Annotated in this window: 23 protein-coding genes; 13 read left to right on the forward strand and 10 right to left on the reverse strand. The window is 72.1% G+C overall.

Annotation, left to right across the window (positions count from 1 at the left end):
- Positions 1 to 249 precede the first annotated feature (249 nt).
- Entirely contained in the window at positions 250 to 846 is a 597-nt protein-coding gene (locus ACH4B3_RS16505) for a TetR/AcrR family transcriptional regulator (protein WP_398463550.1), read from the forward strand.
- A gap of 114 nt (positions 847 to 960) precedes the next feature.
- On the opposite strand, the gene ACH4B3_RS16510 is transcribed toward ACH4B3_RS16505, so the two are convergent.
- Both ACH4B3_RS16510 and ACH4B3_RS16515 read right to left on the reverse strand, forming a co-directional pair.
- Positions 961 to 2004, reverse strand: a complete 1044-nt coding sequence (locus ACH4B3_RS16510; RefSeq protein WP_398463831.1) for a DeoR/GlpR family DNA-binding transcription regulator — start codon at positions 2002 to 2004, stop codon at positions 961 to 963.
- Positions 2005 to 2253: 249 nt separating this feature from the next.
- Positions 2254 to 3702, reverse strand: coding sequence for an NAD(P)H-quinone dehydrogenase (locus ACH4B3_RS16515; protein ID WP_398463551.1), 1449 nt, complete (start codon positions 3700 to 3702; stop codon positions 2254 to 2256).
- A 141-nt stretch (positions 3703 to 3843) separates the two neighbouring features.
- Between ACH4B3_RS16515 and ACH4B3_RS16520 the strand changes: the two genes are divergently transcribed.
- The 3 genes from ACH4B3_RS16520 to ACH4B3_RS16530 all read left to right on the forward strand — a co-directional run bounded on the left by ACH4B3_RS16520 (position 3844) and on the right by ACH4B3_RS16530 (position 7634).
- Positions 3844 to 4281, forward strand: coding sequence for a gamma-glutamylcyclotransferase (locus ACH4B3_RS16520; RefSeq protein WP_398463552.1), 438 nt, complete (start codon positions 3844 to 3846; stop codon positions 4279 to 4281).
- A 260-nt stretch (positions 4282 to 4541) separates the two neighbouring features.
- A complete protein-coding gene (locus tag ACH4B3_RS16525; RefSeq protein ID WP_398463553.1) occupies positions 4542 to 5363 on the forward strand; it encodes a purine-nucleoside phosphorylase in 822 nt (273 codons plus the stop codon).
- A 588-nt stretch (positions 5364 to 5951) separates the two neighbouring features.
- Positions 5952 to 7634 carry a phospho-sugar mutase gene (locus tag ACH4B3_RS16530; RefSeq protein ID WP_398463554.1) on the forward strand — a complete coding sequence of 561 codons (1683 nt, stop codon included), beginning with the start codon at positions 5952 to 5954 and terminating at the stop codon, positions 7632 to 7634.
- 395 nt (positions 7635 to 8029) lie between these two features.
- On the opposite strand, the gene ACH4B3_RS16535 is transcribed toward ACH4B3_RS16530, so the two are convergent.
- The 6 genes from ACH4B3_RS16535 to ACH4B3_RS16560 all read right to left on the reverse strand — a co-directional run bounded on the left by ACH4B3_RS16535 (position 8030) and on the right by ACH4B3_RS16560 (position 15799).
- Positions 8030 to 8689 (reverse strand): PH domain-containing protein, encoded by a 660-nt coding sequence (locus ACH4B3_RS16535; protein WP_398463555.1) that lies wholly within the window; start codon positions 8687 to 8689, stop codon positions 8030 to 8032.
- Between the two features lie 109 nt (positions 8690 to 8798).
- A complete protein-coding gene (locus ACH4B3_RS16540; RefSeq protein WP_398463556.1) occupies positions 8799 to 9353 on the reverse strand; it encodes a hypothetical protein in 555 nt (184 codons plus the stop codon).
- 300 nt (positions 9354 to 9653) lie between these two features.
- On the reverse strand, positions 9654 to 10226 hold the full coding sequence (locus ACH4B3_RS16545) for a hypothetical protein (RefSeq protein WP_398463557.1): 573 nt from the start codon (positions 10224 to 10226) through the stop codon (positions 9654 to 9656).
- A gap of 121 nt (positions 10227 to 10347) precedes the next feature.
- Positions 10348 to 12666 (reverse strand): hypothetical protein, encoded by a 2319-nt coding sequence (locus ACH4B3_RS16550; protein ID WP_398463558.1) that lies wholly within the window; start codon positions 12664 to 12666, stop codon positions 10348 to 10350.
- 10 nt (positions 12667 to 12676) lie between these two features.
- Positions 12677 to 13090 carry a hypothetical protein gene (locus tag ACH4B3_RS16555; protein ID WP_398463559.1) on the reverse strand — a complete coding sequence of 138 codons (414 nt, stop codon included), beginning with the start codon at positions 13088 to 13090 and terminating at the stop codon, positions 12677 to 12679.
- A 279-nt stretch (positions 13091 to 13369) separates the two neighbouring features.
- Positions 13370 to 15799, reverse strand: coding sequence for a penicillin acylase family protein (locus ACH4B3_RS16560; protein WP_398463832.1), 2430 nt, complete (start codon positions 15797 to 15799; stop codon positions 13370 to 13372).
- A 533-nt stretch (positions 15800 to 16332) separates the two neighbouring features.
- Here ACH4B3_RS16560 and deoC point away from each other — a divergent pair.
- From deoC to ACH4B3_RS16575, 3 genes are read left to right on the forward strand one after another with little or no spacing between them, the layout of a single operon-like run.
- Entirely contained in the window at positions 16333 to 17328 is a 996-nt protein-coding gene (gene deoC, locus ACH4B3_RS16565; RefSeq protein WP_398463560.1) for a deoxyribose-phosphate aldolase, read from the forward strand.
- Positions 17329 to 17335: 7 nt separating this feature from the next.
- Entirely contained in the window at positions 17336 to 18769 is a 1434-nt protein-coding gene (locus ACH4B3_RS16570) for an aldehyde dehydrogenase family protein (RefSeq protein ID WP_398463561.1), read from the forward strand.
- Complete coding sequence (locus ACH4B3_RS16575; RefSeq protein WP_398463562.1) at positions 18762 to 19646, forward strand: aldehyde dehydrogenase family protein; 885 nt, start codon at positions 18762 to 18764, stop codon at positions 19644 to 19646. The genes ACH4B3_RS16570 and ACH4B3_RS16575 overlap by 8 nt, the downstream gene beginning before the upstream one ends.
- Before the next feature lie 310 nt (positions 19647 to 19956).
- Here the strand turns inward: ACH4B3_RS16575 and ACH4B3_RS16580 are convergent, their stop codons facing one another.
- Positions 19957 to 20379: a hypothetical protein gene (locus ACH4B3_RS16580; protein ID WP_398463563.1), complete on the reverse strand. Its 423-nt coding sequence runs from the start codon at positions 20377 to 20379 to the stop codon at positions 19957 to 19959.
- 127 nt (positions 20380 to 20506) lie between these two features.
- Between ACH4B3_RS16580 and ACH4B3_RS16585 the strand changes: the two genes are divergently transcribed.
- Complete coding sequence (locus ACH4B3_RS16585; protein WP_398463564.1) at positions 20507 to 21136, forward strand: ATP-binding protein; 630 nt, start codon at positions 20507 to 20509, stop codon at positions 21134 to 21136.
- Between the two features lie 330 nt (positions 21137 to 21466).
- Here ACH4B3_RS16585 and ACH4B3_RS16590 read toward each other — a convergent pair whose 3' ends face one another.
- Positions 21467 to 22222: a SigE family RNA polymerase sigma factor gene (locus ACH4B3_RS16590; RefSeq protein ID WP_398463565.1), complete on the reverse strand. Its 756-nt coding sequence runs from the start codon at positions 22220 to 22222 to the stop codon at positions 21467 to 21469.
- A gap of 197 nt (positions 22223 to 22419) precedes the next feature.
- Here ACH4B3_RS16590 and afsQ1 point away from each other — a divergent pair, with 197 nt between their 5' ends.
- The 5 genes from afsQ1 to ACH4B3_RS16615 all read left to right on the forward strand — a co-directional run bounded on the left by afsQ1 (position 22420) and on the right by ACH4B3_RS16615 (position 26520).
- Positions 22420 to 23097 carry a two-component system response regulator AfsQ1 gene (gene afsQ1 / locus ACH4B3_RS16595; RefSeq protein WP_398463833.1) on the forward strand — a complete coding sequence of 226 codons (678 nt, stop codon included), beginning with the start codon at positions 22420 to 22422 and terminating at the stop codon, positions 23095 to 23097.
- 123 nt (positions 23098 to 23220) lie between these two features.
- Positions 23221 to 24699, forward strand: coding sequence for an ATP-binding protein (locus tag ACH4B3_RS16600; RefSeq protein WP_398463834.1), 1479 nt, complete (start codon positions 23221 to 23223; stop codon positions 24697 to 24699).
- Entirely contained in the window at positions 24696 to 25334 is a 639-nt protein-coding gene (locus tag ACH4B3_RS16605; protein WP_398463566.1) for a hypothetical protein, read from the forward strand. Before ACH4B3_RS16600 ends, ACH4B3_RS16605 begins: the two co-directional genes overlap by 4 nt.
- A gap of 330 nt (positions 25335 to 25664) precedes the next feature.
- Complete coding sequence (locus ACH4B3_RS16610; RefSeq protein ID WP_398463567.1) at positions 25665 to 26213, forward strand: VanZ family protein; 549 nt, start codon at positions 25665 to 25667, stop codon at positions 26211 to 26213.
- A 103-nt stretch (positions 26214 to 26316) separates the two neighbouring features.
- Positions 26317 to 26520, forward strand: a complete 204-nt coding sequence (locus ACH4B3_RS16615) for a PspC domain-containing protein (protein ID WP_398463568.1) — start codon at positions 26317 to 26319, stop codon at positions 26518 to 26520.
- Positions 26521 to 26589: the final 69 nt, after the last annotated feature.

Below are 26589 nucleotides of genomic sequence, written 5' to 3' on the forward strand. Positions count from 1 at the left end.
ACACCGCGCCGGCACCATCAAGGACCTCGCCGCCGAGGTCGGCGCCTCCCTCACCTCCGGCGCCGTCATCTGCGAGATCAAGGACTGACCCGGCGCACTGAGCGGAACAGCGCTTCGACCCGCCCCACGGCGGGTCCAGCGGGCCCCGGCCTGGACTCCAGGCCGGGGCCTTCGCGCGCTGCGGCACCCCACCGGCGGCGGATGGCATCCTTGGGCTACGGGAAGGCCAGCGGACGGAAGGGACCGGCGATGACGGCCGAGACGGCGCAGGGGTACGGCGTGCGGACCGGACGGCCCAAGCGCGCCGACGCCCGCCGCAACTACGAGCGGCTGCTGGCCGAGGCGCGTACCGCCTTCACCGAACACGGCACGGACGCCTCGCTGGAGGACATCGCACGCCGCGCGGGCGTCGGCATCGGCACCCTCTACCGCCACTTCCCCAACCGCACCGCGCTGATGGGCGCGGTCTTCTACGGCGAGATGGACGCCCTGATGGCCCGCTCGGAGGAGCTGGCCGGGGCCCCGGAGCCCTGCCGGGCGCTGGTCGACTGGCTGCGGGCGGTCATCGACCACGCCAGCACCTACCGCGGGCTGTCCCGCGCGTTCCTCTGCGCGTCCGCCGAGGAGAGCACGGAGCTGACGCGCTGCAGCGAACCGATTCACCAGGCGGGCAGCGCGCTGCTGGCCCGGGCCCAGGGGGCGGGCTCGGTGCGGCCGGACGTCGAGATCGCCGACCTGATGCAGCTGACCAACGCCATCGCGCTGGCGGTGGAGCAGTCCCCGGACGACCCCGGGCTCGCCGACCGGCTGCTGACCCTGACCTTCACCGGCCTCAAACCCCGCTGACCGGGCGCGGACTGGCCGGTGCGTCCCCGGCCGGCGCGCCCCCGGTTCCGCCCCGCCCCCGGTTCCGCCACCGCGCGGCCGCGGCGGCCGATCCGGCCGCGGGCCGCCGGCGGCTCAGCGGCGGCGCGGCGCCAGGTCGGCCACCCGGCCGGTGTCCAGCCGGCCCGGATCGGCCCGGCCCCCGTCCGCCCGGCCGCCGTCCAGCGGGACGGCGCCGCGCAGTGGGGACCCGCCGGTCCCCGGCTGGTGGTTGCGGCGCTGCCCCGGCAGCGGCATGCCGCCGTCGTCCGGGCCGCGTCCCGACGGATGCTGTCCGGGGGCGAGCCGGGCCGGCGGGCGCCCGGCCCCGCCGGTGTCCGCGGCGACCGCGCCGATCGGCCCGGTCGCGGCGGTGCCCGGGCCGCCGCCCGCGCCCGGCCCGGCCACCGTGATCTGCACACCCTGGTCGGCGAGGGCCTGGAGTTCGGTCACCGCCCGGTCGTCGTGCGCCGGCGGCTCGTCGGTCACCAGCCGGGTGATCACGTCGGTGGGCACGGTCTGGAACATGGTGTCGGTGCCCAGCTTGGTGTGGTCGGCCAGCACCACCACCTCGGACGCGGCCTGCACCAGGGCCCGGTCCACGCTGGCGGAGAGCATGTTCGACGTGGACAGCCCGCGTTCGGCGGTCAGCCCACTGCCGGAGAGGAAGGCACGGGAGACCCTGAGCCCCTGGAGGGACTGCTCGGCACCGCTGCCCACCAGGGCGTAGTTGGAGCCGCGCAGGGTGCCGCCGGTCATCACGACCTCGACCCGGTTGGCGTGGGCCAGCGCCTGCGCGACGAGCAGGGAGTTGGTGACCACGGTCAGACCCGGGACGCGCGCGAGCCGGCGGGCCAGCTCCTGCGTGGTGGTCCCGGCGCCGACCACGATGGCCTCGCCTTCCTCGACGAGACCGGCGGCGAGGTCGGCGATGGCCGTCTTCTCCGCGGTCGCTAGATGGGATTTCTGCGGGAAGCCGGAGTCCCTGGTGAATCCGCCCGGCAGCACCGCACCGCCATGCCGGCGGTCCAGGAGTCCTTCTGCCTCCAGCGCCCGCACGTCCCGCCGTACGGTCACTTCTGAGGTCTGGACGACGCGGGCGAGCTCCCGGAGCGACACGGCTCCGTTCGCCCGCACCATTTCGAGGATCAATTGGCGACGTTCTGCAGCGAACACGAAACTGACAGTAACGCCAACGTCCATCTGCTTTCAGCAGCTTGCAGCAAATATCGGAAGTTGTTCGTTCCCGAACGTGTGAAGTGGTATAGGGACTCCGCCGGGGCGCACGGCGGGGCGACCGGGGCGGGCCGCCCCGGCCGGGAGCGGCCCGCGTCCCGCTCCGGGCACGCGGTCACCGCCCGCGGCCCGGCCCCGGACCGGGGCCGGCGGTCAGCCTTCGCTCTGCGACTTCCGGGTGTGCAGCTGCCGCGCGACCTCGGCGATCGACCCGGACAGCGACGGGTAGACGGTGAAGGCGTTGGCGATCTGCTCCACCGTCAGGTTGTTGTCGACCGCGAGCGAGATGGGGTGGATCAGCTCGCTGGCCCGCGGCGCGACCACCACGCCGCCGACCACGATGCCGGTGCCCGGGCGGCAGAAGATCTTCACGAAGCCGTCCCGTATGCCCTGCATCTTGGCGCGCGGGTTGCGCAGCAGCGGCAGCTTGACCACCCGGGCGTCGATCTTCCCGGCGTCGACGTCCGCCTGCGAGTAGCCGACGGTGGCGATCTCGGGGTCGGTGAAGACGTTCGCGGAGACGGTCTTGAGGTTCAGCGGCGCGACCGCGTCGCCCAGGAAGTGGTACATCGCGATCCGGCCCTGCATCGCGGCGACCGAGGCGAGCGCGAACACACCGGTGCAGTCACCGGCCGCGTAGACGCCGGGCGCGGTGGTCCGCGAGACCTTGTCGGTCCACACGTGGCCGGAGTCCTTGAGCCGGACGCCCGCCTCCTCCAGGCCGATGCCCGCGGTGTTGGGGATGGAGCCGACCGCCATCAGGCAGTGCGTGCCGGTGATCACCCGGCCGTCGGCCAGCGTCACCTCCACCCGGTCGCCCACCCTCTTGGCGGCCTGCGCCCGGGAGCGGGCCATCACGTTCATCCCGCGGCGCCGGAAGACGTCCTCCAGGACCGCGGCGGCGTCCGGGTCCTCGCCCGGCAGCACCCGGTCGCGGCTGGAGACCAGCGTGACCTTGGAGCCGAGCGCCTGGTAGGCGCCGGCGAACTCGGCGCCGGTGACACCGGACCCGACCACGATCAGCTCTTCGGGCAGCTCGTCCAGGTCGTAGACCTGCGTCCAGTTGAGGATGCGCTCACCGTCCGGCAGCGCGTCCGGGATCTCCCGCGGGTGCGCGCCGGTGGCGATCAGCACCGCGTCCGCGGTGAGCGTCTCCTCGGTGCCGTCGACGGCCCGCACGATCACCTCGCGGGAGCCGTCCGCGGCCTGGCCGGGGGCGAGCCGGCCGCGGCCGCGCATCACCCGGCCGCCGGCCCGGGTCACCGAGGCGGTGATGTCGTGGGACTGGGCGAGCGCCAGGCGCTTGACCCGTCGGTTGACCTTGCCCAGGTCCACCCCGACCACCCGGGCCGCCTGCTCCAGCGGCGGGGTGTCGTCGGCCACGATGATGCCCAGCTCCTCGTAGGAGGAGTCGAAGGTCGTCATGACCTCGGCGGTGGCGATCAACGTCTTCGACGGCACGCAGTCGGTGAGCACCGATGCCCCGCCCAGACCGTCGCAGTCGACGACGGTCACCTCCGCGCCGAGCTGGGCGGCCACCAGAGCCGCCTCGTAGCCGCCTGGTCCGCCACCGATGATCACGATCCGAGTCACAAGCTCCATTGTCCCGCACCCATCAACCCGTCTCCGCCCGGGGCCCCGGGTGGGCCGCACACGCGAGCGTCCGTCCGGTTTTCATATGAATCTCCCTTCGAGACTGCCACCTCAGAGGCCAATCCGCCGCACTCCCGTACCCTCGGAACCATGTCGCTCTACGCCGCGTACGCCGGCAACCTCGACGCGCGGCTGATGTCCCGCCGCGCACCGCACTCCCCGTTGCGCGGCACGGGCTGGATCTCCGGCTGGCGGCTCACCTTCGGCGGTGAGCAGATGGGCTGGGAGGGGGCGCTGGCCACGATGGTGGAAGCCCCTCGCTCGCAGGTCTTCGTCGCCCTCTACGACATCGCGCCGATGGACGAGGAGTCGATGGACCGCTGGGAGGGCGTCGGGCTGGACATATACCGGCGGATGCGGGTGCGGGTGCACACGCTCGACGGTGACGTGGCCGCCTGGTGCTACGTGCTCAACGGCTACGAGGGCGGGCTGCCCTCGGCCCGCTATCTGGGGGAGCTGGCCGACGCGGCGGAGTCCGCGGGGGCGCCGCACGACTATGTGATGGAGCTGCGCAAGCGCCCGTGCTGAGCGCCGGGCGAGGGGTGCGGCGGGCGGGGGCGGCACGGTCCCGGGCGCCCGTCGCCGGTGCCCGCCCGCGGCGGCGGCCAGGGCGCTGAGACCAGGGTCACGTCCCGGGCGGCAGCGGGGAGCGCACCGCGGTAACCCGCGGAAACACGGGCCGGTCCGAGGTCCGGACAGGTGACCCACAGGGGCCTGAACCGCAACGTTCGGAACATCTCCTCAGGAACGTCTACGCGCGTAGGCGATTACCGGCTACCCTCATGCGCGTGAACGCATCTGCTACTTCGGACATCCAGGGCGACCCCTACGCCGCCGCCGACGCCGCCGCCGCGCGACTGCGTGAGCTCACCGGTGCCGAGACCCACGACGTGGCCCTGGTCATGGGCTCCGGCTGGGTTCCCGCCACGGACGCTCTCGGTACGCCGGAGCACGAGTTCCCGGTGACCGAGCTGCCCGGCTTCCCGCCGCCGGCCGTCGCCGGCCACGCGGGCACGGTCCGCTCCTACAAGATCAACGACAAGCGGGCCCTGGTGTTCCTGGGCCGCACCCACTACTACGAGGGGCGCGGCGTCGCCGCGGTCGCCCACGGCGTGCGCACCGCCGCCGCCGCCGGCTGCCGGACCGTGGTGCTGACCAACGGCTGCGGCGGCCTGCGCGAGGGCATGCGGCCCGGTCAGCCGGTGCTGATCAGCGACCACATCAACATGACCGCGACCTCCCCGATCGTGGGCGCCAACTTCGTGGACCTCACCGACCTGTACTCGCCGCGGCTGCGCGAGCTGTGCCGGCAGGTCGACCCGACGCTGGAGGAGGGTGTCTACCTCCAGTTCCCCGGCCCGCACTACGAGACGCCGGCCGAGATCCGGATGGCGCGGACCATCGGCGCCGACCTGGTCGGCATGTCCACCACCCTGGAGGCCATCGCGGCACGTGAGGCGGGCGCCGAGGTGCTGGGCATCTCGCTGGTCACCAACCTCGCCGCGGGCATGACCGGAGAGCCCCTCAACCACGAAGAGGTCCTGCAGGCCGGCCGCGACTCGGCCGCCCGGATGGGCAGCCTGCTGGCGAAGGTGCTCGACCGCATCTGACGGTGCCGGGTCCGCCACGGCGGACGCGTCACCACCGGCCGGCCCCCGGCCGGCCACCCCCGGACGACCGGCTCCCCGGCGCCCGGGAAGCGGCCGCCGCCGCCCTCCCGCGACCACCCGGCCGCGGCCCCGGGCCGGCCGTGCCGAACAACCGTACGGTCCGCCGCCACGGCCCGTACGGTGCCACCGTGACCGGTACCGCCCCGCCACCCTCGCGGGCCGGCGCACCCGGTCCGCGCACCCCGCCGCCCGACCGGCGGCCACCGGACGCCGCGCCGACACGCGCCCGGTGCCCCGGCGGCACGCGGCCGGCACCACCAGGGCCCGCGAACCGCGTCCCGGTGGTGCCGGCCGCCCGGCACGCCCGGGCCCGGCCGGCACCACCGCCGGGCCCCAGGTGCCCCCGGCGCGCCTGGCCGCAGCCCACGAGGACCCCGGCCCCCTCCGGGCGGCCCGGCGCCGGATGGGGCACCGTGGAGACCCGGGACCACCCGGCCCACCCCGGCCCGCGTCCCCGGGACGACGCACGACCCCGCCCGCGCGGGGGTGACCCGCACCCGTCCACACCGAACCTTCCGGAGGAGCCCCGTGGAGTCCGCCCTGTTCGACCGTGCCCGCAGCTGGCTGGCCGAGGACCCCGACCCCGACACCCGCGCGGAGCTCGGCAAGCTCCTGGACGCCGGGGACACCGAGGAGATCGCCGCCCGCTTCGCCGGCACCCTGCAGTTCGGCACCGCGGGTCTCCGCGGTGAACTGGGCGCCGGGCCGATGCGGATGAACCGGGCCGTGGTGATCCGGGCCGCCGCCGGGCTCGCCGGCTACCTGCGCGGCCAGGGACAGGCCGGCGGACTCGTCGTCATCGGCTACGACGCCCGCTACAAGAGCGCCGACTTCGCCCGGGACACCGCCGCGGTGATGGTCGGCGCCGGGCTGCGGGCCGCGCTGCTGCCGGGCCCGCTGCCCACCCCGGTCCTGGCGTTCGCCATCCGCCACCTGGGCGCCGTGGCGGGCGTCGAGGTCACCGCCAGCCACAACCCGCCGCGCGACAACGGCTACAAGGTCTACCTGGGCGACGGCGCCCAGATCGTGCCGCCCGCCGACGGCGGGATCGCCGCCGAGATCGCCGCCGTCGCCGCCCTGGACGACGTCCCGCGCCCCTCCGAGGGGTGGCGGGTGCTGGGCGACGAGGTGGTGCAGGCGTATCTGGCCCGTACCGACGCGGTGCTCACCGACGGCTCCCCGCGCGACGTACGGGTGGTCTACACCCCCATGCACGGCGTCGGCCGGACCACGCTGACCGCCGCGTTCGAGCGGGCCGGCTTCCCGGCGCCGGTCGTGGTCCCCGAGCAGGCCGACCCGGACCCCGACTTCCCGACCGTCGCCTTCCCCAACCCGGAGGAGCCGGGCGCCATGGACCTGGCGTTCGCCACCGCGCGGGAGGCCGGGCCGGACATCGTCATCGCCAACGACCCGGACGCCGACCGGTGCGCGGTCGCGGTGCCCGCCCCCGGCACCGAGGCGGGCTGGCGGATGCTCCGCGGCGACGAGGTCGGCGCCCTGCTCGCCACCCACCTGGTGCGCACCGGTGCCCGCGGCACCCTCGCCACCACGATCGTGTCCTCCTCGCTGCTCTCCCGGATCGCGGCGTCCGCCCGGCTGCCCTACGAGGAGACGCTGACCGGCTTCAAGTGGCTCTCCCGCGCCGGCGGCCTGCGCTTCGCCTACGAGGAGGCGCTCGGCTACTGCGTGGACCCGGACGGCGTCCGCGACAAGGACGGCATCACCGCCGCGCTGCTGGTCGCCGAACTCGCCGCCACCCTCAAGGCCCAGGGCCGCACCCTCACCGACCTGCTGGACGACATCGCGGTGGAGCACGGGCTGCACGCCACCGACCAGCTGTCCGCCCGGGTCGAGGACCTCTCCCTGATCTCGGACGCGATGCGGCGGCTGCGCGAGCAGCCGCCGGTCGAGCTGGCCGGGCTGGTCGTCACCTCCGCGGACGACCTCAGCCGGGGCAGCGAGTCGCTGCCGCCCACCGACGGGCTCCGCTACCGGCTGGCCGCGCCCACCGGCAGCGGCGCCGGGCCGGCCGACGGCGTGCGGTCAGCCCGCGTCGTGGTCCGCCCCAGCGGTACCGAGCCCAAGATCAAGTGCTATCTGGAGGTCGTGGTCGAGGTGGCCTCGGCGAACGAACTGCCGGCCGCCCGGACCGCGGCGGACACCGTCCTGGCAGCGCTCAAGACCGACCTGGCGGCCGCGGCGGGCATCTGACCCGCCCGGAAAACCACCGCCCCACCGTCTCCCCTGCGTACCGGCCCCGCCGCACCGCCCCACCCGGCACTCGCAGCGGGGCCGACCCGCGTCCACCCCTGGCCCGCGGCCGAGGCGGGCCCCGAGGTCGCCGCACCCAAGGAGAGCCGGAACGCGGGCCGGAGGGTCGCCGCACCCCGCGGGAGCCGGAACGGAGGGCCCGACGGACGGCCCGAGGGTCACCGGGCCCCGGCGGGCCGGAAGGCCGGACCGGAGGGACGCCGCGCCCCGGGGAGCCGGAACACCGGGCCCGAGGGACGCCGCGCCGTTCTCCGGTCAGCGGGTCAGCCGGTCAGCCGGTCAGCCGGTCAGCCGGTCAGCCGGTCAGCCGGTCAGCGAATCAACGAGTCAGCGGGTCAGCCGGTCGCCAGCAGTACGACCAGCAGCACGGCCCCGGCCACCGCCGGGGCGATGAGCTCGTAGGCCCAGCGCACCTCGGGCTCGCCCTGCGCGCCCTCCCGCCCCGCGTTCTGCTCGGCCAGCTCCCGCAGATCGTCGATGGTCTGGTCGGCGGCGGCCCGCGTCTTCTGGTCGATGTCGACACCGCTGTGCGCCCGGGTCCGGCCCGACACGTCCTCGGCCGCCGCCCGCGCCTGCCGCCGGGTGGCCCGCTTGCGCTGCCGCAGCGAGACCGGGACCGCCCACAGCTGGTACTTCTCACCGCCCGCCAGGACCTCACTGCTGTACCCCGCCCGAACGCCCTCGACCGAGGCCCACGGCAGGACGACGGTGCGGAACGGGTTGCGGATCCGCAGCCGGTCGGCGCCGGCGAAGACCGCCGGCCGGAGACTGAACGCGACCACCAGGGGCACCACGAACAGCAACCCCGCCAAAGCCACCCAGGGCGTCCGCCCGCTGCCGTTGATCACCGCGTCGATCCCCAGCCAACCGCCGAGCGCCAGCAGCAGCACACCGCCGGCGATGCCGCTCGGCGAACGGAACACACGGTCGGCGTACCGCGGCTCCGGCGTCTCGGGCTGCGGGGTGGAGGAGGAGTCGTCGTCCGGGCTCGTCATGGGGCCGATTCTGCCCGACGTCCCAGGATGGGGACATTGCAGTACGGCATCGACTGATCCGGACGGCGGCGGGCCCCGGCGTGAGCCCCCGTCCGTCCGCCCGCGGGCCTCACTTCACACGCCTGGGAACCAGCCGCTCCGGCAGCCCGCCGTCGTTCTCACACTCCAGCTCCCGCGCGACGGACAGGGCGGCCGAATGCGCCAATTTCAGATAGACATCGCGCGGCTTAGCGTCATCGTCGCTCAAATCCACTTGATAGATGTGCATCCTGATCCGAGCAGGATTGACACGGGAGCCCTCCAATCGCGGACTTATGCACTCGAAAAGAAGTTCAGCCGAGTTGTACCCGACCAGGGCGCTCTCGCCGAGGTCATACCGGACGGCATCGGTGGAGGATTTCCCAGAATCAACATCACTCGGGCCGTAATACGATGTCGTGAGATCGAAGTGACGCCCTCGAGGTTTCGCTCCGAAGCGACAATGAGGAGATTCCGACCGAGATTCCTTGAATCCCTTCTCCCGAGTGCTTTCAACGATCTCCACGGCCTTCCCCATGTACCCGCTCTCCCCGCCCTCCGCCCTGAAACGACTCCCTTCCGCCAACTTCTCCAGAACCTCGGGGGCGTAGCGAAACATGCCGTCACACACCTTGGCAGCCGACACGGTGGCGTCTTTGCCGTCCCCCTCGTCGGAGCACCCAGTGGCACCGAAGAAGACACTCAGACCCAGAACACTGGAAAAGGTTCCTCGCCAGGCCCGACTGCACCTAAACGTCACCATATCGCCTCATCCGGTCCCAGCTCCGTTCGCCTGCTGCTCGATATCCTTCCCGGCATCCGATAGTCACAGACTCCTCAGGACTCTTTTTGAAAACGCCTCATTAGTTCATCAACAGAACACCTGTTGCGATTCCACCCTCATGCCTTCCCTCGCCAGCCCCCGGCGTCCGGGACCAGTTCTCTCTCAGTTGATCCGCTTGAGAATCAGCCGCTCCGGCAGGCCGCCGTCACCCTCGCACTCCAACTCCCGCGCGACGGACAGGGCGGCAGAATGTGCCAGCCTCATATACGTCTCGCGCAGGGTTCCGGCCCCCTTGCCTTCAGACAGACGGTCGTTACCTTCAGACAGTCGGTAGCCAAGATCGATCATGATGCGAGCAGGGTCCTTCACCGATCCATCCAGATTCGGGCTGACGCACTCAAAATAGATCTTCGCAGTGTCAAATCCCGAGGTTGCATGGAGCCCAAGGTCGTAGTGCACTCCGCCTCGCACGTTGCCCCTGTCGGCCAGGTCAGCAGGAGCGTAATAGCGGGTTACCACATACGCGCTCCGCGCGCGGACACCAACGTTACATTTACTCTGCGCTCGACCGCGAGAACGCGTTGCGCCCTCTTCTCGAGTCCTCTCCACCAGCTCTACCGAGGTGTCAAGGTAGTCGCTGGAGTCACTCAGGAATTCCTTTTCCCCTCCCATTATCTTCTCCAGGTCCGCTGATGCGTACCGAAATGCGCCACCGCACAACTCGTCGGCGGACACACGCTCCTCTCCACCGCTTCCTTGGTCACTGCACGCCGCGCCCCCCAAAGCCACCACTAATACCACACAAAGACTCAGGACCGAATTTTTCGTCCGGATATTCGGCACTGCGCACCTCACGTCATCCCGTTTGCGGCTGGTTCCCGTGCTGCTCTGCCACATCGTTGCCCTTGCCGTAGCCGACTACTCGCGCCTGCACGAGATCTTCCTTGAAGGTGCCATCGATGTCATGGCGCGCAATGAATTCCTCGACGGGGAGTACGGTCCGGCGCTCCCCCCCTCTGTAAACTCGTTCACTTTCCCGAGAGATCATCTCATCGATTTCTTCCCCTTTCTCCTTGATGTCATTCTCACTCGCCTCACCGATGGACATTCCCAGGTATTGGGATACCAGGTCCTGACCGAACTCTCCCGCAATCGGCACCATCAATGCTGCACCGCTGGCGACAGGATTTCCGGTCATGATCAGCCCTCCCGCAGCCGCCGTAATGCCAGCCGACACGCGAAACTCATCCCACGCCGCCTCGTCTCCCTCAGACTTTGTGTATTCCTCGAGCTCCTTCGCGCCTTCAGCCTTGATCTGCTCGGCTCGCGATGCGTCGAGGATGCCCTGGACTTCAGCACCGACTCTGACAGCATTACGGACGTCACTTTTGTCCTGGTCGCTGCTCACATCGAACGCATTGTCCAGATGACTCATTGTGTGCAGTTGCTCCGCAGAGCTGACCGCCGCGTAGGCATTCGGGTGCTGTCCGAGCGCGCTGAGGAAGTCCCTTACGACATCGGTGTCGGCCCTGAGATGCTTGTGCACATCGGTGGGATTGGGCGCGTGCACACTCCTCTCCCCATGGTGATCGATTGCCCAGTTAATATCATCAATATAAGCCGAACTCATCCTGCCAAGACTATCCGAAAGGGCTTCGTGACGCTTCAGGGTTTCGGCATCCGAATATACATCGATAACCTGCTCCGCGATCACCGCCGTCTTTTCATCCCGCACTACCGGCTCGGAACTGTCCCAAGGCCGCCCCAATGTAGCCGATTCCAGTGCATGCCCCAGGGCCTCAGGCATATAGGTGTCAGATTTTTCCACCCTGCCGGGATCCGAACGATCGGTGTCAGGGAAGGATTCGTAGCCTTCGCTGGCCAAGTACTTCAGGTAAGACACACCCTCACCAAACTCGTTTTCGAGATCCGACGTCCCACCTCTCTCCACCCCGGACCCGTCCCGGTTGTACAGCACGGGGTCCCCGTAGAAGTAATCTTTCGCCGCCGCCGGGCTGTTTCCCAATGCCTCGAGAACCGAAATCATCGGGTCGTATCCCGCCCCGTTCTTCCCACCCGGGTTGAAGGCGTCCTTGTACGTGGCTCCTTGGTCGCCGGGGTCGAACATGCTCGGGTCATCCGCGCCCAGCTGCGTCACATGCTCGGCAATGGGCGTAAGAAACTGTGCACTATAATTTCCGTGGCGGAGAATCCCACCGAAGACCTGATATCCATACGGAGAATTTGTTCCATCGCTTGCCAATGCAATGCGCTCGCTGCCGATTTTCCGTAGAGCCGGTCCCCACTCAGCGGCGAATTTCGCATCCTGGGATGCGGTGGCAAGGTTGAGACCCAGACCCCGCTGAAGATCCTGCACCCCCTTGAGGAATTTTTTCTTCTCGTCGTAGTGTCCGTACTGGCTCGACTCCGTCGCCAGTTGACCGTAGAGGGTGAGGACCTTTTCCGGGTCCAGATTTCCGTAGAAAGCCTTCGCGAAGGTGGGGCGGTGGTTGTTGTCCAGCAGCAGTTCGTCGAGCTGCGCGAGCTGCGTGTTGCTGATGGCCGCTCCCTTGGCGAGGAGTTCGCTCGCCCGGTGTGCTTCCTCCTGGTCGAGGGAGGAGTACGTCGGCGCCGTGAAGTCGTGTGCGTCCTTGGTGTTGGCCTCCAGGGCCAGCTTGAACGACTCGTCCGCGTCACCGCAGTTGTCGACGATCCGGTCGATCCTGCGCTGCCAGGCGTCCGCGGCGTCCTTCTCCTTCTTCACTGCCGCGTTGAAGTCCGGGTCGTGCTTGGCGCCCTCGTCGTTCTCGAGGGGGTCCACTCGGCTGACCTTGCCGTGGCCGTCGACCCGGATACCGGCCTCGGGGCCATCGGTGTCACGGATGCGCACGAGTTCGTCCTTGGCCTGCTTGAAGGCCGTATGGGCGTCGCTCAGGAGAGCGTGCATGCCCTTGGCCGCCTTCGCCGCGTCGGCGAACTCCTTCACCGTCTGACGGATGAAGTCGCGCGTGACCGTGGAGTTGAGTCCCTTCCAGTCGGCGCGGTCGGCCTTCGTCTGCATTCCGTCACGCGCCTCGGTGGCCAGGGTCTCCAGCTTGGTGGCCAGCTTGCCCCAGGCGTCGACCGAGTTCTTCAGCTGGCCCAGCGGCGCGTGGATCACGTCTTCGTACTTCACCGGCCCGGGCCTACTTCCAGTACTCGCTGATCTTCGACACGGAGGCCAGGCTCCCTTGGATGTCCAGCTCGTCCTTGTCGTGCGCCGCCTTGCTGTAGTCGAGGTGGTTCGAGATGCGCGCGCACGCGTCCAGCAAGGTCTTCAGCTGCGTCGACCAGCGGTCGTTGGCCTTGGTCAGGGCAGCCCCGCTGACGAAGTTCCCCTGGGTGAGCGCGGTCGCCGCCCCGGAGGTCACCTGGTCGGCGTCATCGCCGGCCTTGCTCAGGGTGGTGCGCAGGGCGTACGCCTCGTTGCCGATGGCGCCGAGATCGTCCCGCCGGACGGTCAGGTCGGCCGCCCCTCCGCCGTGTTCACCGTTCAGCCGCATCCGGACGTCGGCCGACGCCTGGCCTCGTAAGTCCTGCCACTCCCGCTCGAACGACACGTGCTCCCCCTCCACATGACCCTCAGTGCTCGCCTCGACACTACGAGGGGAGGCGGGGGTAAGTCAGGTGATTCCGTTACCCGGACGGTCGTCTGCCCCGGGCCCGGCGGGCCGCTTCCGCCCCGGACGAGACGGCCGAACGCGTTGCCCCCGGCCGGGACGGTGCCCCAGGCCGCGACGGTGACCCCGGCCGGGACGGTGGGCCCGGCCGGGACGGTGGGCCCGGCCGGGACGGTGACCCCGGCGGGGCGGTGGCCGGCCCGCCGGGGGACGCGGGGGTCAGCGTTCGCCGACGCGGACCACCCGCAGGTTCGGCGCGTCGCGGATGTCCTTCTCGCAGAAGCGCTCCTTCACCATGCGCCCGGCCGAGTACAGCTCCGTCTGGTCGCTGTAGTGCGGCGAGGCGGGGTTGGAGGACTGCGAGTAGGTCAGCAGCGTGTACGCCACCGGGCAGCGGCTGCCGTCGAAGCCGACCGCCTGGATGTAGCTGGAGCCGTGCACGACCTCGTGGTATCCGCCCTGCCGGGCGTCCCAGACGGGCACCAGCATGTTCCAGACGCCGAGGGAGTTGGCCCCGCCGGAGACCGGGAGGCGCTTGCCGTTGCGCACCACGACCTGGTGGTCGCCGAGCCGTGCGTCCAGCGGTATGCCCGCCGCCCGCAGTTCGCCGACGGCGTCCGCCAGCGCGCGGGCGAACCCGGGGGCCCCGGTGTTCAGGGTGTGCGGGGTGCCCACCGGATCGGCCGCGGAGAACGGGGTCCGCCACAGTTGTCCCGGCGGCACCTGGGCGGTCAGCTTCCGCCAGAAGCGGTCGAAGAGCAGGGCTCCCCGGCTGTCGGTCCGCACGGTCCGGTCCCAGTCCCGCAGCACCCGGCACGCCTCGGAGACGTCGACGCTCCGGCCGTCACTGCCCACCGCCGTGCCGGCCGGCAGCGCCGCGCACGCCCGCGCCGCGTCGGCCGCCGCCTTGTCGCCGGCCGGGACCCGGTTGGCGAACTGCTGCCGCCGCAGATCCTCCACGGTCAGCCCGCCCCGCCGCGCCATGGCGCTCACGTCCTCCACGGCGCCCCGGGTGCGCAGCGAGCGGGGTGTCCCGATGTCACCGAAGACCCGCGGGTAGCCGGTAAGCGGCCGGTCGGCGTTGGCGAGCCAGGGGCTGTCGTTGGAGTTCTCCGCGTACGGGGCGTCCACCAGGGTGGGCATGGCCGACGGTCCGAAGATCCCCGGCTGGACGGCGTCCCGGTCGCGGCCGGGGGCGCAGTCACCGCGCGAGCCGTCCAGCACGGCGAGGCCGGCGGCCGGGTAGGTCTGTTCGCCCAGCGGGGTGGAACAGCGCCGCGCCAGGTCGTCGGTGATGCGGGGCAGCACCTGCGACTGGGTGTAGAGGGTGCGGCCGGCGGCGTCGGCCGCGACGGTGTTGACCCACGGCAGGCCCTGGGTCCGGCGCAGTGCCGCCCGGACGCCGTCGACGCTCCTGGCCTTGCTGAAGCCGAGCCCCATGTCGAAGAAGCGGAGGTTGGCGGCGTTCGGGTCGTTCAGCGCGTACACGGTCCGGCTGGTCCACGGCAGTGTGAGGTCTTCGAGCGCGGTGACGACCGGGCCGTAGCGGGTCCACCACTGGGTACGGGTCACCTGGCCGGTGCCGCCGTCGGCGCCCCGCACCGGGACGGTGACCGTGCGCTTGGTCATCTTCTCCGTCTTCCCGTCCACCAGATAGGCGGTCGGGTCGGTGGGCGAGGTCTTCAGCTCGAACAGGTTCACCGGCACCCCGGTGGCCACCGTGTGGCTCCAGGCGACGCGGGCGTTGTGGCCGATGCTGATCGTCGGGGCGCCGAGCAGCGATCCGCCGGCGGCGTCGAGTTCGCCGGGGATCGTCACATGGGACTGCCAGAACCGGCGCCCGCCGTGCCACGGGTAGTGCGGGTTGCCGAGCAGCAGCCCGCGGCCCCCTGCGGTGGTGCTGCCGTGGAAGGCGACCGCGTTGGAGCCGAGCCCGGACCCGTCCTGGGCGAACAGTTCCCGGGCGGCCCGCCCCGGGTCGTCCGGCACCTTCCGGGTGCCCTGCCCGGCACCGCCCGCGCGGGTGGTGCCGGCGCCGGGGGGCTGGGCGGAGGTGATGCCGTCGACGGCCAAGCCCTGGCCGGAGAGCACCGACAGCGAGTAGCCGTGCCGGGCCACGTCCAGCGTGCTGACCGGGCGCACCCAGTCGGCGCCCCGGCAGGCCGGGTCGGTGATCCGGTTCTGCTTCAGCCAGGCGTTGTATCCGGCCGCCCAGCCGCGCATCAGTTCCTTCACCTGGCGGCTGGGGCCCGCCGGGGCGGGCTGGGCGTAGAGCTTGTCCACGGTGCGCGCGTCCTTGACGCCGCGGAAGAACAGGTCGCTGGCGAGGTTGGTGCCGGCGGACGACATCGCGGAGCCGGGCGAGGCGTCCGGGCCGAAGTACCGCGACCGTTCGCCCCGGGTGGTGACGAAGCCGTCGGCCAGCACGCACACCTGGTCGGCTGCCTGCGCCCAGCCTTCGCCGAATCCGAGGTCGGCGTAGTCGTCGGCGACGATGTGCGGAATCCCGTACTCGGTGTACCGGATGACGGCGGACAGCCCGCCGTCGGTGGGGTGGTGGGTACGGTCCCGCTCACCGGCGGTGGCGCCGTTCGGCAGCACGGTGGCGGTGGTCAGCAGCGCGATCCCGGTGACGGCCAGGACCCGCATGCGCTCGCGGAGGTTCAAGGTGCCTCCAGACTGGTGGAGTGATACCGAGTCAACGGGGGGAAGACGCCTGCCGCGCCACGACAGTTGAGCGGTCCGCACGGTCGCCGCGAGGCGCCCGCCACCGCCCGCGCACCCCCGGCGCCGCGTGCGACGGGCCCGGGCGGTAGGCCCGGGGGACGGGCCCGGGCGGCATCCCTGGGTCCCGGTATCGGCCCGGAGACGGAGCGAGTGCGGGGACGGGGCGAGTGCGGAGACGGGGCGGGGGCGGGGGCGGCGACGGGGGCGGTTCGGCACGGGCTCCGGGCGCCGGCCCGCCTCGCGGGGACGGCCCGCGTGACCCGCCCGGGTCGCGCGCCCGGACGACCGTCCCGAGCACTCGGACGACCGGGCGGCGCACCCTGGTGACGGGCCCGGAGCACCGGCGACTCCGGGCACGGTCCCGGCGCAGCCCCGGGCCCGGGTCTTCCGGACGAGTGATTCCCGCTCTGGGGGTGACAGGCAGCTACGCGCGTAGATATGCTCAGCTGGTGACCATGCCCACCACAGTTCCCGCATACGGCAAAGAGGCCGCGGAGCGACTGACGTCCATGGCGGACGTGACCGCCTCCGACGCCGCGCTGCGCCGCTTCCTGCACGGCCTGCCGGGCGTCGACGCGGTCGGCCTGCAGGCCCGGGCCGCGACTCTCGGCACCCGCTCGATCAAGACCACGGCGAAGGCGTACGCCATCGACCTCGCGATCTCCATGATCGACCTGACGACCCTGGAGGGCGCCGACACCCCGGGCAAGGTCCGGGCGCTGTGCGCCAAGGGCGTCCACCCCGACCCCACCGACCGCGGTGTCCCCCAGGTCGCCGCCATCTGCGTGTACCCCGACATGGTGGCGACCGCCAAGGCCGCGCTGGCCGGCACCGGCATCCAGGTGGCCTCCGTGGCGACCGCCTTCCCGGCGGGCCGGGCGGCCCTGCCGGTCAAGCTGGCGGACACCCGGGACGCGGTGGCGGCCGGGGCCGACGAGATCGACATGGTCATCGACCGCGGAGCGTTCCTGTCCGGCCGGTACCTGTCGGTCTTCGAGGAGATCAAGGCGGTGAAGGAGGCGTGCGTCCGCGCGGACGGCACCGCCGCCCACCTGAAGGTGATCTTCGAGACCGGCGAGTTGCAGACCTACGACAACGTCCGCCGGGTCTCCTGGCTGTCGATGCTCGCGGGCGCCGACTTCATCAAGACCTCCACCGGCAAGGTGACGGTCAACGCCACACCGCCGGTCACCCTGCTCATGCTGGAGGCGGTGCGGGACTTCCGCGCCACCACCGGCGTGCAGGTCGGCGTGAAGCCCGCGGGCGGCATCCGGACCACCAAGGACGCCATCAAGTACCTGGTGATGGTCAACGAGACGGCCGGCCCGGACTGGATGACCGCCGACTGGTTCCGCTTCGGCGCCTCCAGCCTCCTGAACGACCTGCTGATGCAGCGCCAGAAGCTGAGCAGCGGTCGCTACTCCGGCCCCGACTACGTGACGGTGGACTGATCCGACCATGAACGCATTCGAGTACGCGCCCGCGCCCGAGTCGCGCGCGGTCGTCGACATCGCCCCGTCCTACGGCCTCTTCATCGACGGCGAGTTCGCCGACGCGGCCGACGGCAAGGTCTTCAAGACGGTCTCCCCCGCCTCCGAGGAGGCGCTCTCCGAGGTGGCCCAGGCCGGCCCCTCGGACGTGGACCGGGCCGTGAAGGCCGCCCGCAAGGCGTTCGAGAAGTGGTCGGCGCTGCCGGGCGCCGAGCGCGCCAAGTACCTGTTCCGGATCGCCCGGATCATCCAGGAGCGGTCGCGTGAGCTGGCGGTGCTGGAGTCGCTGGACAACGGCAAGCCGATCCGCGAGTCGCGGGACTTCGACCTGCCGACCGTCGCCGCGCACTTCTTCTACTACGCGGGCTGGGCGGACAAGCTCGACCACGCGGGCTACGGGCCGGACCCGAAGCCGCTGGGCGTGGCCGGGCAGGTCATCCCGTGGAACTTCCCGCTGCTGATGCTGGCGTGGAAGATCGCCCCGGCGCTGGCCTGCGGCAACACCGTGGTGCTCAAGCCCGCCGAGACCACGCCGCTGTCGGCGCTGTTCTTCGCGGACATCTGCCGCCAGGCCGGGCTGCCGAAGGGCGTCGTCAACATCGTCACCGGCGACGGTTCGACCGGCGCCGAACTGGTCGGCCACCCGGACGTCGCCAAGGTGGCGTTCACCGGCTCCACCGAGGTCGGCAAGGCCATCGCGCGGACCGTGGCGGGCACCCGCAAGAAGCTCACCCTGGAACTGGGCGGCAAGGCGGCGAACATCGTCTTCGACGACGCGCCGGTCGACCAGGCCGTCGAGGGCATCGTCTCCGGCATCTTCTTCAACCAGGGCCACGTGTGCTGCGCGGGCTCCCGGCTGCTGGTGCAGGAGTCGGTCGCCGACGAGCTGCTGGACGCCCTCAAGCGGCGGATGAGCACGCTGCGGGTCGGCGACCCGCTGGACAAGAACACCGACATCGGCGCGATCAACTCCGCCGAGCAGCTGGCCCGGATCAGGGCGCTGGCCGACGCCGGCGAGGCGGAGGGCGCCGAGCGCTGGGCCCCGGCCTGTGAACTGCCGGACTCCGGTTACTGGTTCGCGCCGACCCTGTTCACCGGCGTCACCCAGGCGCACCGCATCGCGCGCGAGGAGATCTTCGGCCCGGTGCTGTCGGTGCTGACCTTCCGCACCCCGGCGGAGGCCGTGGAGAAGGCCAACAACACGCCGTACGGGCTCTCGGCCGGCATCTGGACGGAGAAGGGCTCGCGCATCCTGTGGATGGCCGACCGGCTCCGGGCCGGTGTGGTGTGGGCCAACACGTTCAACAAGTTCGACCCGGCCTCGCCGTTCGGCGGATACAAGGAGTCGGGCTTCGGCCGCGAGGGCGGTCGTCACGGCCTGGAGGCGTACCTCGATGTCTGACAAGTCCGACAACCGGCTCAGCGTCCTGAAGACCTACAAGCTGTTCGTCGGGGGCAAGTTCCCCCGTTCCGAGAGCGGGCGGGTGTACGAGGTGACCGACTCGAAGGGGAAGTGGCTGGCGAACGCGCCGCTGGCGTCGCGCAAGGACGCGCGGGACGCGGTGGTCGCCGCCCGCAAGGCGTTCGGCGGCTGGTCGGCCGCCACCGCCTACAACCGGGGCCAGGTCCTCTACCGCGTCGCGGAGATGCTGGAGGGCCGCCGCGACCAGTTCACCACGGAGGTCGCGGACGCCGAGGGGCTGTCGAAGTCCAAGGCGGCGGCGCAGGTGGACGCGGCGATCGACCGGTGGGTCTGGTACGCGGGATGGTCCGACAAGATCGCGCAGATCGCGGGCGGCGCCAACCCGGTCGCCGGGCCGTACTTCAACCTGTCCACCCCCGAGCCGACCGGCGTGGTGGCGGTCCTCGCGCCGCAGGAGTCGTCCTTCCTCGGGCTGGTGTCCGTCCTCGCGCCGGTGGTCGTCACCGGCAACACCGCGGTGGTGGTGGCGAGCCAGCAGGCTCCGCTGCCCGCGCTGTCGCTGGCCGAGGTGCTGGCCACCTCGGATGTGCCCGGCGGGGTGGTCAACGTGCTCTCCGGGAAGACCAACGAGCTGTCCGGGCCGCTCGCCGCCCACCAGGACGTCAACGCGATCGACCTGGCCGGCGCGTACGGGGAGCTGCACGGGGAACTGGCCGTGGCGCTGGAGACGGCCGCCGCGGACAACCTCAAGCGGGTGCTCCGTCCACAGGCTGTGGACTGGTCGGCGGCCCCGGGTACCGACCGGATGCTGGCGTTCCTGGAGACCAAGACGGTCTGGCACCCGATCGGCGTCTGACGCCGCCGGGCCCGGCCGCCGCCTCCGGGCCGGCCGTTCCGCGCCCCGGCCGGTCCCGCCCCGGCGACCGGCCCGCGCGAAGCGCCCGGCCCGGCCCCGACCGGTCCCGCCCCGCCCGCCCGGGTCCCGTCCGGCCCGGCGCGGGCCGGCCGCACGCCCCCGGGTCCCGTCCGGCCCGGTGCGCCGGCGAGGGCGTGGCACCGGGCGACGGCCCCCCGCGGCCCGGCTCCGGCCGGCCACGGGGGGCCGTCGTCGTACCCGCCCGGCGCGGGCCGCTGCCCGGCCGGGCGTCCGCGCGGCGCGGCGCCGCTCAGCCGGGCAGCAGCGTGGTGGCCTCGCCGACCACCGGGAGCCGGCGGACCGATTCGCCACGGGAGAGCGGCCCGGTGACGGCACCGGTGCCGACCGGGCGGAAGTCCGCGACCCTGGCCCGCAGCCGGTTGTCGGTCACGTCCGCCGGGGTCTTCGCCAGCGGGTTCGCCTGCAGGTTCTTCAGCGGCGCGACCGCGTACGTCAGGGCGGCCGGCCCGGAGATCTCGCCCCCCTTGACCATGGTCGTGTCGAGCGCCTTGACCGGGGTCCTGATGCGCAGCTTGTCACCGTCGTCGGCGGTGGCGGCCGAGGCGCCGCCCGCCACCAGCGCCGCGCCCGCCGCGGTGACGAGGCCGGCGCGGAGCAGGGCGCGGGAGCGCGCGGAACGCGCGGGAAGGGCGTGGCGTGCGGAAGAGACCATGGGGCACCTGCCAGGGGGTCGTCGTGCGTGAGCGGTCGACTGCGCAGCGTAGTTGAGTCGTCCCGGTACGTCACATCCGTGCCCCGGAGGGTCCCTCGGGCGGCCCAATGCCCCACACTGGTGTTCCGTGACTTCACATCCCGTACCCGCGCGCGTCATCCTGCTGTCCGGTCCGTCCGGTTCCGGGAAGTCGTCGCTGGCCGCCCGCACCGGGCTGCCGGTGCTGAACCTCGACGACTTCTACAAGGACGGCGACGACCCCACGCTGCCGCAGCTGCCGGGCGGCGGGGGCACCGACTGGGACTCGCCCCGGTCCTGGGACGCGGACGGCGCGGTGGCGGCGATCGAGTCGCTGTGCCGCACCGCGCGGGCGGCGGTACCGGTCTACTCCATCGCCGCCAACGGGCGGGTGGGCGAGGAGGTGCTGCAGCTCGGCGGGGCCCCGCTGTTCATCGCGGAGGGCATCTTCGCCGCGGACATCATCGACCGGTGCCGGGAGCTGGACGTGCTCGCGGACGCGCTCTGCCTGTGCGGACGGCCCGCCACCACCTTCCGCCGGCGCCTGCTGCGGGACCTGCGCGAGGGCCGGAAGTCGGTGCCGTACCTGCTGCGCCGCGGCTGGCGGCTGATGCGCGCGGAGCGCGGCGTGGTGGCGCGGCAGACCGCGCTGGGCGCCCACGCCTGCGGCAAGGAGGAGGCCATGGGGCGGATCGCCGCGGCGGCGCCCGGCCGGCGCCGCGAACAGGTGCGCGTCTAGCCCGGTGGCCCGCCCGCGGGCGGGTACGGCGCGGTCCCGGCCCGGCGGTCCCGCCGGCGTAACGGCCCGGCGGCCCGCCGGTCTCCCGGCACGCCCGGCGGGCCGCAGGGGCCGGCGCCCGCGAACGGAGGGGCCGGCGCACGCGAAACGGAGCGGGACCGGACAGACCCCCCGGCTGTCCGCTCCCGCTCCGTCTCCACGCTTCCCGTCACTCCCCCGACTGACGGGCCCCCGTGTTTCCCCCGTGCTCCCCCGTGGGTTCCCCCGTGTCCCCCGTGGTCCCCCTCGGTCCTCCCCCGTGTTCCCCCGTACCCCCCGTGCCCTCGGCGTTCAAGCGACGAGTTCGCCGAAGGACTCCTCCTCGTCCCGGCCGAAGCTCAGGACGTCGTCCTCGCGCAGCCGGCGCAGGGAGCGCCAGATGCTGCTCTTGACCGTTCCGACGCTGATGTTCAGGATGTCGGCGATCTCCGGGTCGGTGCGGCCCTCGTAGTAGCGCAGCACCAGCATGGTGCGCTGCGTCTCGGGCAGCCGGGCCAGCGCCTGCCACAGCACGGCGCGCAGCTCGGTGCCGCGCATCGCGTCCTGGTCGCCGGCCGTCTCCGGCAGTTCCTCGGTCGGGTACTCGTTGAGCTTGCGCCGACGCCAGGCACTGATGTGCAGGTTGGTCATCGTGCGGCGCAGGTACCCGCCGACCGCCGCCTTGTCGCTGATCCGGTCCCAGGCCCGGTAGGTCGAGAACAGTGCGCTCTGCAGCAGGTCCTCGGCCTCGTACCGGTCACCGGTCAGGTGGTAGGCGGTGGCGTACAGGGAGGCGCGGCGTTCCTGGACGTAGGCGGTGAACGCCGCTTCGGCGTCCGCCGTCCGCGACCCGTTCCGCCGCTCCCCCGAGGCCTCCCCGTACGGGCCTCCCCCGTGTTCCCCCATGGTTGTCGCGTCAATGGCCACCATGTACGGCGGCCGCTGACGCCCGGTGCCGCGAGCGCACCCCCGCCCGCTCACGGCACCGGACTTCTCCGTGCTCCGGCCGGCGTCGTGGAGGCGCGTGCGAATGACTGCGCTCTTCGTGGTGCTGTGCAGTGTGTTCATCTCGCGCCCCCCGTCGGTGGAGCCTGCTTCGGTTTCCGCTGGCTTCCCGGGCCGTCGTCCTCCCGGTGCTCAAAAGACTGCCGGGCCAGTTTCATCGCGGTGTCCGTCGACTGTCACAGGGCTGTCACAGGGGGAGGTCTGGTGAGAGAACGCCCGCCGGTCGAACTGAAGCGCATTGGTAGGCCAGAATGACCAACGTGCCTTTCCTGTTGCTGATCGAGGACGACGACGCCATCCGCACGGCCCTCGAACTCTCCCTGACCCGCCAGGGCCACCGTGTGGCGACGGCGGCGACGGGGGAGGACGGTCTGAAGCTGCTGCGCGAGCAGCGGCCGGATCTGATCGTGCTGGATGTGATGCTGCCCGGCATCGACGGCTTCGAGGTGTGCCGCCGTATCCGGCGCACCGACCAGCTGCCGATCATCCTGCTGACCGCCCGCAGCGACGACATCGACGTCGTGGTGGGGCTGGAGTCGGGGGCCGACGACTACGTGGTGAAACCCGTCCAGGGGCGGGTGCTGGACGCCCGTATCCGGGCCGTGCTGCGGCGCGGGGAGCGGGAGGCCAACGACTCCGCGACGTTCGGCAGCCTGGTCATCGACCGCTCCGCCATGACCGTCACCAAGAACGGAGAGGATCTGCAGCTCACGCCGACCGAGCTGCGGCTTCTCCTGGAGCTGAGCCGCCGGCCGGGGCAGGCCCTGTCCCGCCAGCAGCTGCTGCGCCTGGTGTGGGAGCACGACTACCTCGGTGACTCCCGGCTGGTGGACGCCTGCGTGCAGCGGTTGCGCGCCAAGGTCGAGGACGTGCCGTCCTCCCCGACGCTCATCCGTACCGTCCGCGGGGTCGGGTACCGGCTGGACGTGCCGCAGTGAGGGGACGGCCCGCGATGGCGCGGATACGAGATGTGAGGACGCCGCACGGTGAGTGAAGAGCCCGGTCGGCCCCGGGGGTGGGCGGCGGGTCTGTTGCGGTGGCTGAGCCTCCGGCTGCGTCTGATGCTGGTGTTCGCGCTGGTGGCGCTGGCCGCCGCGGTCTCGGCCTCGGGCATCGCGTACTGGCTGAACCGGGACGCGGTGCTGACCCGGACCCAGGACGCCGCGCTGGACGAGTTCAGCAAGTCGCTGAAGGACAACGCCGCCTCGCTGCCCGGCTCGCCCACCTGCCCCGCGCTGCTGGACGCCGCGAACGACATGGCGGACAACGCCCAGGAGTACCACGTCCTGCTGATCGCCCGGCCGGAGGGCGGCGGCAGCTGTCCGGCCGCCTCCGACCCGGAGGCGTTCACCATGGACATGGTGCCCGACACACTGCGCCGCGCGGTGAACAAGAAGCGCGCGGTGACCGATTCCAACAGCGCCCCGTACCACCTGTACTGGCAGCGGATCACCCAGGACGGTGAGCCGTTCCTGGTCGGCGGCGCCAAGGTCATCGGCGGTGGGCCCACCGCGTACATGCTCAAGTCCCTGGAGAGCGAGCGGCAGGACCTCAACTCGCTGGCCTGGTCACTGGGCATCGCCACCGCGCTGGCGCTGATCGGTTCCGCGCTGCTCGCGCAGGCCGCCGCCTCCACGGTGCTGCGGCCGGTACAGCGGCTCGGCGAGGCGGCGCAGCGGTGGGGCGAGGGCAAGCTGGACACCCGGTTGCAGGTGTCGGGCACGGACGAGCTGGCCAACCTCTCGCGCACCTTCAACCAGACCGCGGAGCGGCTGGAGCAGCGGGTCGCGGAGCTGAGCGCCCGGGAGGCGGCCAGCCGCCGCTTCGTCGCCGACATGTCGCACGAGCTGCGGACCCCGCTGACCGCGATCACCGCGGTGACCGAGGTGCTGGAGGAGGAGGCCGACGCGCTGGACCCGATGATCGCGCCCGCGGTGCAGCTCGTGGTCAGTGAGACGCGCCGGCTGAACGACCTGGTGGAGAACCTGATGGAGGTGACCCGCTTCGACGCGGGCACCGCACGGCTGGTCCTCGACGACGTGGACGTGGCGGACCAGGTGACGGCGTGCATCGACGCACGGGCGTGGCTGGACGCGGTCGAGCTCGACGCCGAGCGCGGCATCATGGCGCGGCTGGACCCGCGCCGGCTCGACGTCATCCTGGCCAACCTCATCGGCAACGCGCTCAAGCACGGCGGTTCACCGGTGCGCGTCGCGGTGCACGCCGACGACGAACAGCTGGTGATCAAGGTGCGGGACCACGGTCCGGGCATCCCGGAGGACGTGCTGCCGCACGTCTTCGACCGCTTCTACAAGGCGAGCGCCTCCCGGCCCCGGTCCGAGGGCAGCGGTCTGGGGCTGTCCATCGCGCTGGAGAACGCGCACATCCACGGCGGGGAGATCACCGCGGAGAACTCCCCGGCCGGGGGCGCGGTCTTCACCCTGGTGCTGCCCCGGGATTCCTCGGAGCTGGCGCCGGCGGAGGAGGGCACCACCGGGAACGGTGACGGTGCCGGGAACGGCAAGGAGAGACCGCGATGAGCAGGACGGCCCCGATCCGGCGGGCCGCGGGGGTGCGGGCGCTGGCCCGGCGGACGGCGGTCGGGGCGGTCGCGCTGCTGCTCGCCGGATGCGGTATCCGCGGCACTTCGGTACCGGTCGACGCCGGCCCGGCCCCGTCCCGGGCCTCCTGTGACGCGCCGCAGGACCGGCGCGCCTCGCAGCTGACCGGCCACATCCCGCTGAAGGTGTACCTGGTGTGCGCCTCGCAGCTGCGGGTGGTGAACCGCAGCGCGCGGCTGGGGAACGACCAGAGCTCCGGGGAGCCGCTGCAGTTCGCCCGGGAACTGCTCGAACAGCTGCGCGAGGAGCCGTCCCGGGCGGAGGCCGAGGCCGGGTTCAGCTCCGACGTGGTGGACCGGATCGAGGTGTTCGGCCCGGCGGCGGGCGACCCGGAGCGGACGCTGCGGCTCAATCTGCAGCCGCAGCAGCTGGCGTCGTTCGCGCTGGCGCAGCTGGTGTGCACCTACGCCGCGTCGGCGGCCACCGCCGACCAGGACGGCACGGTGGTGCTGGGCGGGCCGGAGACGAGCGTGCCCCCGCAGCGGTTCGCCTGCACCCGGGACATGCGCGAGCGCCCCGGTTCGGCGCCGGGGACCGGGGTGCCGGTCGACTGACCGCCGCCGGGCCGCTCCCGGGCCCCGGGGAACGGGCCGTTCCCCGAGCCCCGGAACGAGCCGTTCACGTCCGGGGAGGGTGCCCCTGTCCGGTCGGCCTTCCGGTGGGTTCTCCCGTCGGCTCTCCCCGTGGCCTGGCGGGGTCCGGCCCCGGCCCGGGGGCGTCGGCTGGCCGGATATCGCCGTGCCCGGCCCGGGCCGTCCGGGGGCCGGAGCCGTACCGCCGGGGTGGCGCGCGGATGGCCGAATCGAACCGACCCCTCGGTAACGCAGGCTGACCAGCGCGGCACCGGCGGAACCGCGGGCCCCGCGGGCGACGTCCTGAGAGGCGTGCAGGGTCATGGTTCCGGCCGAAGGGCCGCATTCCTCTTCCGCGCAGCGGGCTTCGTGCTCCTCGCCGCCCACCTCGCGTTCGTCTGCTGGCTCACCGTCCGCCCCATCACCGTGCCATGGGTGACCCCTGCCACCTTCGAGCCGCTGGCCTCCATCCGCGCCGATCTGGAGCGCGACACCTGGGACGGCATCCGGAGCATCGCCGGCGGGCTGCTGCTGCTCGCGCCGATGGGAATCCTGCTGCCGCTGGCCGGCGGACGGCTGGAGACCAACCCCTTCACCTCGCTGGCCCGGGCGGTCTTCGCGGGCGCGATGACCTCGCTGATGGTGGAGGTGTCGCACAGCTGGTCCACCGGGCAGGTAGTGAACATAGACGGGGTGCTGCTCAACACCGCGGGGGTGGCGCTGGCGCACCTCGCCGTGGTGCCCGCCGTACGGGCCCGGCTCCGCCGCCGGAGTGAGCCGCGGCGCCCGGTGCCCCTCCCGAGGGAGGAGGGGGCGCAGCCGGTGACCCGGACGATCCCCAGGGTCGGGATCGCACCGTAGGGCGACGCCCCGGGACGGGCCGCGGACCTAGCGTGGAGGTATCGATCCCGGCCGGGGAAGGAACCCGGAGCAGCCGGCTCGACCGACCCGAGGAGTCACCGTCATGGCCGCCGAACTCGTCCGCCCCCGCCACGACCGCAGGATCGCCGGAGTCTGCGCCGGACTCGCCCGGCGCTTCGGGACGTCCTCGACCACCATGCGGGTGATCTTCCTGGTCTCGTGTCTGCTGCCGGGCCCGCAGATCCTGCTGTACCTGGCGCTGTGGATGCTGCTGCCCGCCGAGCGGCCCTACCGCGAGGCCTGGTGACCCGGGCCCGCCCGACGGTGGCACCGGCAGCGGGCCGGCGCCGCACCGGCGGGCGGGCCCCGGCCGCGG

Source organism: Streptomyces sp. NPDC018031, from assembly GCF_044327625.1.
Taxonomy (GTDB): domain Bacteria; phylum Actinomycetota; class Actinomycetes; order Streptomycetales; family Streptomycetaceae; genus Streptomyces.

Excerpts from the sequence above, each read along its gene's own strand:
- ACH4B3_RS16505 (WP_398463550.1), top strand. The coding sequence starts at position 250 with ATGACGGCCGAGACGGCGCAGGGGTACGGCGTGCGGACCGGACGGCCC.
- ACH4B3_RS16510 (WP_398463831.1), bottom strand. The coding sequence starts at position 2,004 with ATGGTGCGGGCGAACGGAGCCGTGTCGCTCCGGGAGCTCGCCCGCGTC.
- ACH4B3_RS16515 (WP_398463551.1), bottom strand. The coding sequence starts at position 3,702 with ATGGAGCTTGTGACTCGGATCGTGATCATCGGTGGCGGACCAGGCGGC.
- ACH4B3_RS16520 (WP_398463552.1), top strand. The coding sequence starts at position 3,844 with ATGTCGCTCTACGCCGCGTACGCCGGCAACCTCGACGCGCGGCTGATG.
- ACH4B3_RS16535 (WP_398463555.1), bottom strand. The coding sequence starts at position 8,689 with ATGACGAGCCCGGACGACGACTCCTCCTCCACCCCGCAGCCCGAGACG.
- ACH4B3_RS16560 (WP_398463832.1), bottom strand. The coding sequence starts at position 15,799 with ATGCGGGTCCTGGCCGTCACCGGGATCGCGCTGCTGACCACCGCCACC.
- deoC (WP_398463560.1), top strand. The coding sequence starts at position 16,333 with ATGCCCACCACAGTTCCCGCATACGGCAAAGAGGCCGCGGAGCGACTG.
- ACH4B3_RS16570 (WP_398463561.1), top strand. The coding sequence starts at position 17,336 with ATGAACGCATTCGAGTACGCGCCCGCGCCCGAGTCGCGCGCGGTCGTC.
- ACH4B3_RS16575 (WP_398463562.1), top strand. The coding sequence starts at position 18,762 with ATGTCTGACAAGTCCGACAACCGGCTCAGCGTCCTGAAGACCTACAAG.
- ACH4B3_RS16580 (WP_398463563.1), bottom strand. The coding sequence starts at position 20,379 with ATGGTCTCTTCCGCACGCCACGCCCTTCCCGCGCGTTCCGCGCGCTCC.
- ACH4B3_RS16590 (WP_398463565.1), bottom strand. The coding sequence starts at position 22,222 with ATGAACACACTGCACAGCACCACGAAGAGCGCAGTCATTCGCACGCGC.
- ACH4B3_RS16600 (WP_398463834.1), top strand. The coding sequence starts at position 23,221 with ATGCTGGTGTTCGCGCTGGTGGCGCTGGCCGCCGCGGTCTCGGCCTCG.
- ACH4B3_RS16605 (WP_398463566.1), top strand. The coding sequence starts at position 24,696 with ATGAGCAGGACGGCCCCGATCCGGCGGGCCGCGGGGGTGCGGGCGCTG.
- ACH4B3_RS16615 (WP_398463568.1), top strand. The coding sequence starts at position 26,317 with ATGGCCGCCGAACTCGTCCGCCCCCGCCACGACCGCAGGATCGCCGGA.